Annotated in this window: 3 protein-coding genes and 1 riboswitch; all 3 genes read left to right on the top strand. The window is 61.9% G+C overall.

What is annotated here, in order from left to right; translation table 11 throughout:
* Positions 1–351 precede the first annotated feature (351 nt).
* The 3 genes from AC6I6H_RS22300 (at position 352) to AC6I6H_RS22310 (ending at position 5,395) form a co-directional block, all read left to right on the top strand.
* Positions 352–1,266, top strand: coding sequence for a prenyltransferase (locus AC6I6H_RS22300; RefSeq protein ID WP_497956781.1), 915 nt, complete (start codon positions 352–354; stop codon positions 1,264–1,266).
* Positions 1,267–1,398: 132 nt separating this feature from the next.
* A complete protein-coding gene (locus tag AC6I6H_RS22305) occupies positions 1,399–3,939 on the top strand; it encodes a beta-mannosidase (RefSeq protein ID WP_497956783.1) in 2,541 nt (846 codons plus the stop codon).
* 77 nt (positions 3,940–4,016) lie between these two features.
* Positions 4,017–4,150: riboswitch (cyclic di-AMP (ydaO/yuaA leader) on the top strand.
* Between the two features lie 114 nt (positions 4,151–4,264).
* Positions 4,265–5,395, top strand: coding sequence for a KamA family radical SAM protein (locus tag AC6I6H_RS22310; RefSeq protein ID WP_497956786.1), 1,131 nt, complete (start codon positions 4,265–4,267; stop codon positions 5,393–5,395).
* The last annotated feature ends 620 nt before the right edge of the window (positions 5,396–6,015 follow it).

The following is a 6,015-nucleotide window of genomic DNA, read 5'->3' on the forward strand; positions in this document are numbered from 1 at the left end:
GCCCTGCCCGCGTGCCGCCGCGCCGCCTCGCGCCGGCCCCGCCCGCGTGCCGCCGCGCCACCTCGCGCCGGCCCCGCCCGCGTGCCGCCGCGTCGCCTCGCGCCGGCCCCGCCCGCGTGCCGCAGCGCCACCTCGCGCCGGCCCCGCCCGCGCCTAGCGGCACTAGGCGGCGTACATGGAAACCTTTTCGTTCCGGTTCCCGGAACTGGGGAGGTTTCCTTTTATTACAGGCAAAAAAAGGGTGCCTCCCCGCTGGACGAGCCGAACGGGTTGGAGTACACTGTTCTTTAGCGTTTCTGCGTTTAGTCTAATTTGATAATTATTCTATTTTTGGGAGGTAAAACCGTTTTCATGTTCAAGCAATTTATTCGCGCTTCCCGCTTCTATGTGCTGCCGGTCATGGTCATGCCGGTGCTTCTTGGTGCGGCGGGGGCTTACAATTGGGCGGGCCGTTTTCACTGGGCCTTCTTTTTGATTACGCTGATCGGCGCGGCGGCGGCGCATCTTTTTTCCAACATGGTGAACGACTTGTGGGATTACCGCAACGACGTCGACGACGAAATCGGCCGGACGGAGGATGCGATCGCCACGCATTCGCAGTTCCTGACCGAAGGGACGTGGAGCTACAAAACCTTTTCCGCCGTCACCTGGGCTTTGTTTGCTTTTGCCTGGGCCTGCGCCTTGGTGCTTGCGGTTTACAGAGGCTGGCCCGTTCTCGTTTACGGCGCGGCGGGCGCTCTGATCGCCTATTTCTACGTCGCGCCGCCGATCCGGTTCGGTTACCGGGGCAAGGGCTACAGCGAGATCGGCATCGTGCTGGCCTTCGGCGTGCTGCCAGTGCTCGGGAGCTATTACGCGCAAACGTCCGGCTTTGACTATCGGGCGCTTCTGGTTTCGCTGCCGGTCGGGCTGCTGACCACGCTGATCCTGTTCAACCACCATTTCCTTCACTGGCGTGCCGACGAAAAAGCGGGCAAACGCTCCCTCGTCGTGGTTTTGGGCGAAGAACGGGCGCTGCGTTTTTCCATTCTGCTGCTTGTGCTCTCTTTTGTATCGCTGCTGGCGGCCGTGCTCGCCGGGGCGCTTCCCTATTACGCGCTTCTCGGCGTGCTGACCGCCTGGCCGATCATCCGCGTTTACCGCAATCTGGGGCCGGCCAATCCCTCCGCCGCCTACCTGCCGCTGATGGGCGAAGCCGTCAAGCTGTCCACGCGCTGCGGGGCCGTCATGGTGCTCTCGCTGCTCCTTGAGGCGTGGCTCCGCTGATCCGCCAAGCCCTTCTAAAGAACCTCCGAAAAACGCTCCGCAGGGAACGGTTTTTGGAGGTTTCTTCATGGCCGGATATCTGCTAAAATCGGGTGGAAGTGCGCGTACAGGCACACCATCAGGGAGGACCCAATGAGCGTAAACAAGCGGATACTGAACGACTGGAGCTTCAAGGCATGCGAGGATCACGAGTGGCTGAAAGCGGCCGTTCCGGGATGCGTGCATACCGATTTGCTGAAAAACGGCAAGATCGCGGACCCGTTTTACGGAACGAACGAGCACGACCTGCAATGGATCGACAAAAAGGACTGGGAATACGAAACCCGCTTCGACCTGTCCGAGGAGCTGCTGGCGGAATCCCGGCTGGAGCTTGTTTTCGACGGGCTGGATACGTACGCGGACGTGTATGTGAATGGAGAGCTTGTTCTTTCGGCGGACAACATGTTCCGCTCCTGGAGAGTGGACGTCAAAAAGCTTCTTGCCGCCAAAGACAACACGGTGCGCATCGTGTTCCGTTCCCCGGTGCAGGTCGACCTGCCGAAGCTGGAGCAGCTCGGCTACGCCCTGCCCGCCCCGAACGACCAATCCGAGCTGGGCGGACTCGGGGACAAGAAGATCAGCGTATTTGCGCGCAAAGCGCCGTATCATTACGGCTGGGATTGGGGCCCGCGTTTCGTCACGAGCGGCATCTGGCGGGAAGCGCGGCTGGAAGGCTGGACGGGGACGCGTTTTGCGGATTTGTTTATCCGTCAGGACGAAGTAACGGCTGCAAAAGCGCGGCTCACGGCGGTAGCGGAGATCGAAGCTGAAGAAGCCGGAGAGGCGGTGCTTCGGGCAGGCACGGAAGGAGCCTGGAAAGAAAGCGCTGTCTTGCTGGCGGCGGGGCTGAACCGCATCGAGCTTCCGCTCGAAGTGGAAAACCCCCGGCTGTGGTGGTCGAACGGGCTGGGCGAGCCGGTGCTTTACACGTTCACGGCGGAGCTTTCCCGGGCAGGCGCCCCCACGGCCGCGGCAAAAGTACGCACGGGCCTTCGCTCGGTCCGCTTGTCCATTCGCAAGGACGAGCAAGGCGCCTCGTTCGCGTTTGAGCTGAACGGAAAGCTTGTTTTTATCAAGGGCGCGAACCATATCCCCAAGGACAGCTTTGCGCCGGAAGTCGGGCGGGACCGCTACCTGCGGGAAATTTTGACGGCCAAGGAATCGAATATGAACATGCTGCGCATTTGGGGCGGGGGCATTTACGAGGAAAAAGCGTTCTACGAGCTGTGCGACGAGCACGGTCTGCTGGTTTGGCAGGATTTCATGTTCGCCTGCAGCATGTATCCGGGCGACGAGGCGTTTCTTGCCAGCGTCCGTGCGGAAGCGGAGGAAAATGTCCGGCGTCTGCGCAACCACCCGTCGATCGCCCTCTGGTGCGGCAACAACGAGATCGACTCGGCTTGGGCGAACTTCAACGAAAATGCCGGCTGGGGCTGGAAAAAGAACTTCGATGCAGCGCAGCGCGAACGTTTATGGGCGGACTACGAGGCGCTGTTCCACGACCTGCTTCCAAACGCCGTGAAGGAGCATGCGTCCGGGACGGATTACTGGCCGTCCTCGCCGCTTGTCGAGCTGACCGGGGACGCCCGCCAGCACACCACGGGGCGTACGACCAGCGGCGACGTCCATTATTGGGGCGTCTGGCACAATTCCGAGCCGTTCGAGAATTATGAAGTGAGGATCGGGCGGTTCATGAGCGAATACGGCTTCCAGTCCTTCCCGGAGTACAAAACGGTTCTGACTTACGCCGAGGAAAAGGACATGGAGCTGGAATCCGACGTCATGCTGGCCCACCAGAAGAACGGCTCGGGCAACCGGCTGATCAAGGAGTACATGGACAAGTACCTGAAGGAGCCGAAGGATTTCCCGTCCTTCCTGTACATGAGCCAGGTGCTTCAGGCGGAAGCGATCCGCGAAGCCATCGAGGCGCACCGCCGCGCCAAGCCGTACTGCATGGGCACCCTGTACTGGCAGATAAACGACTGCTGGCCGGTCGCGTCCTGGGCAAGCATCGATTACTACGGCCGCTGGAAGGCGCTGCAATACGCGGCGAAGCGCGGCTTCCGCGACGTGCTGATTTCCGTCCGGCCGTCCGAAGACGGAGCCCTTCACGTGCACGTCGTTTCCGACCGGACCGAGCCGTTCAGCGGCACGCTTCGCCTCCGCGCGCTGGATTTCGGCGGCAAGCTGATCAGCGAACGCGCCGAAGATATTCGGGTGGATGCCGATGCTTCCGTGCTGGCGCTTTCCGTCCGGGCGGACGAGCTGCTGCAGGGCCGCGACGCCGCCGAGGCGGTTCTGGCGGCGGAGCTGCTGGAGGCGGACGGGAGCATCGCGGCCTCGGCCGAAGCCTTCTTTGCGGATGCCAAAACCCGTCGGCTTGCGGAGCCTTCCATCCGGCTTCGGGATGCGGAAAACGGCGCCGGCTCGAAATGGGTGCTGGAAGCGGACGCTCTGGCCGAGCAGGTGTGGCTGTCCGCAGAAGCCGAGGGTATTTTCAGCGACAATTTCTTTACGCTGATTCCGGGCCGTCCGGTGACCGTGGAGTTTTTTGCCCTCGATCCGTCCGGCGGCCGGTATGTAGCCGCAAACCCGGGCCGTATTGAGGTTCGTTCCATGCGCGATTTTGTTTGAGTTCGTCCGGCGCAGCCGAGCGAAAGATACGGCAATTGTTTGACAAGTATTGCACAGGAACCCAAGTTCCGGTACCATGATGGCATGCGCTTAATTTCCGGCTTCGGCCGGAAAGCGGGGGAACCGTGTTTGTGGGGCGAATCGTCGTCAGATGTAGGGAACCATCCTTCCCGAGCCCGTCAGCTAACCTCGTCGGCAGAAGATGGGTCCGATCTTTTTTGCTTGTTCCAAAAGACCCTTCGGGGTCTTTTTCTGTTTTCATCCATCGGGTTCCTTTCCATTCTGCCACCAAGCGCATCCACTTTCCCTCTGGAGGAGGATCGCCATGAGCAAGCTGCAATTTATCACCGACATTGACAAGCTGGACCGCATTCCGGCGGAGGAACGCGAGAAGCTGAAGCGGGTCGCCGGGGAATTCGCTTTTCGGGCAAACGATTACTACCTGGGGCTGATCGACTGGTCGGACCCGGCGGACCCGCTTCGCCGGCTTGTTGTCCCGAACGAATGGGAGCTGGACGAATACGGCTGCCTGGATGCAAGCAACGAAGAGGCGAATTATGTGGTGCCGGGCTGTCAGCACAAGTACCGGACCACGGCGCTGCTGCTCGTTTCGGAGGCGTGCGGGGCGTACTGCCGCTATTGTTTCCGCAAACGGCTTTTTCGAGGCGGGGCGCGGGAGGCCGCCGTCAATCCGGAAGCAGGGCTGGCCTATATCGCCGCCCATTCGGAAATCAACAACGTTTTGCTGACCGGAGGCGACAGCCTGATGCTTTCGACGCAGCGGCTGATCTCCCTGATGGAAAGGCTGGAGGAAATTCCGCACGTCCGGATCATTCGGCTCGGCTCCAAAATGCCCGCCTTTCAGCCAATGCGCATTTACGAGGATGAGGCGCTGCTGGAGGCCATCCGGAAGCATTCGTCGGGGGGACAGCAAATTTACGTTATGGCCCATTTTGATCATCCCCGCGAGCTGACGGAGGAGGCGCTGCGCGCGGTGAAAGCCCTCCAGTCGGCGGGGGCGCATGTGGTCAATCAGACGCCGGTGCTGAAGGGAATCAACGACGACCCCGGCGTGCTCGCCGAGCTGCTGGACCGGTTGTCCTGGGCCGGGATCGCGCCCTACTATTTCTTCGTGAACCGGCCGGTGGCCGGGAACGAGGCGTTTGTTTTGCCGCTCGACCGTGTTTACCGGATCGTGGAGCAGGCCAAAGCCCGCACCTCGGGACTCGGCAAGCGGGTCCGGCTGACCATGAGCCATGCATCCGGTAAAATCGAGATTCTGGCGGTGGAGCACGGAAAGGCCTATTTGAAGTATCACCAGTCCAAAGAAGGGCATTACGGCAAGCTGATGATTCTGGACTGCCCGGAGGAGGCGGCATGGTTTGACGACCTGCCGGGCAGCGAGCTGCATTGGGCGGGCCGGAGGGGCGACCTTACGGAGCCGGCGGTCCGGTAAGGGGCCGGCGGCCGGGGGAGGCGGCCGGAGGGCGGTTAGTAAGTGTGGGATGTCTGGCGCGACGTATGTAAGTGGCGTGCCGGGAGGCGCGTAGAATGAGACGTACGAGCAGGGCGCCCGGCCCGTGTTATCTACGTGACGAGCCGGGGGAGGTGGCGAGTTGAGTGACGCATGTGAAGGCCAACCGCCCCCGATCATCTACGTGACGAGCCGGGAGAGGCCGTGAAGAGAAAAGGGCGGAGACGGTGCCGAAAAATACCGGCGTGCGGCCACCCGTGCGGCGCGGGCTTGGGACGGCCCCGGTAAAGGAGCCCCGGCGCAGCGAGGCGGGCGAAGAGTGGCACATGGACAGGCCGCCCGGCCCGGGTCATCTACGTGACGTGCCGGGAGAGGCCGTGAGGAGAAAAGGGCGGAGACGGTGCCGAAAGATACCGGCGTGCGGCCACCCGTGCGGCGCGCACTTGGAACGGCCCCGGCAAAGGAGCCGCCCGGCGCAGCGAGGCGGGCGAAGAGTGGCACATGGGCGGGCTGTCCAGCGCAACGAACGATTAAGTCGGCAGTATCGGCCGGTCATATTTCTACCCTGAAAAAAACGCAACGTCATAGTCTGTGGTGCCCGC

The organism is Gorillibacterium sp. sgz306347 (assembly GCF_059735245.1).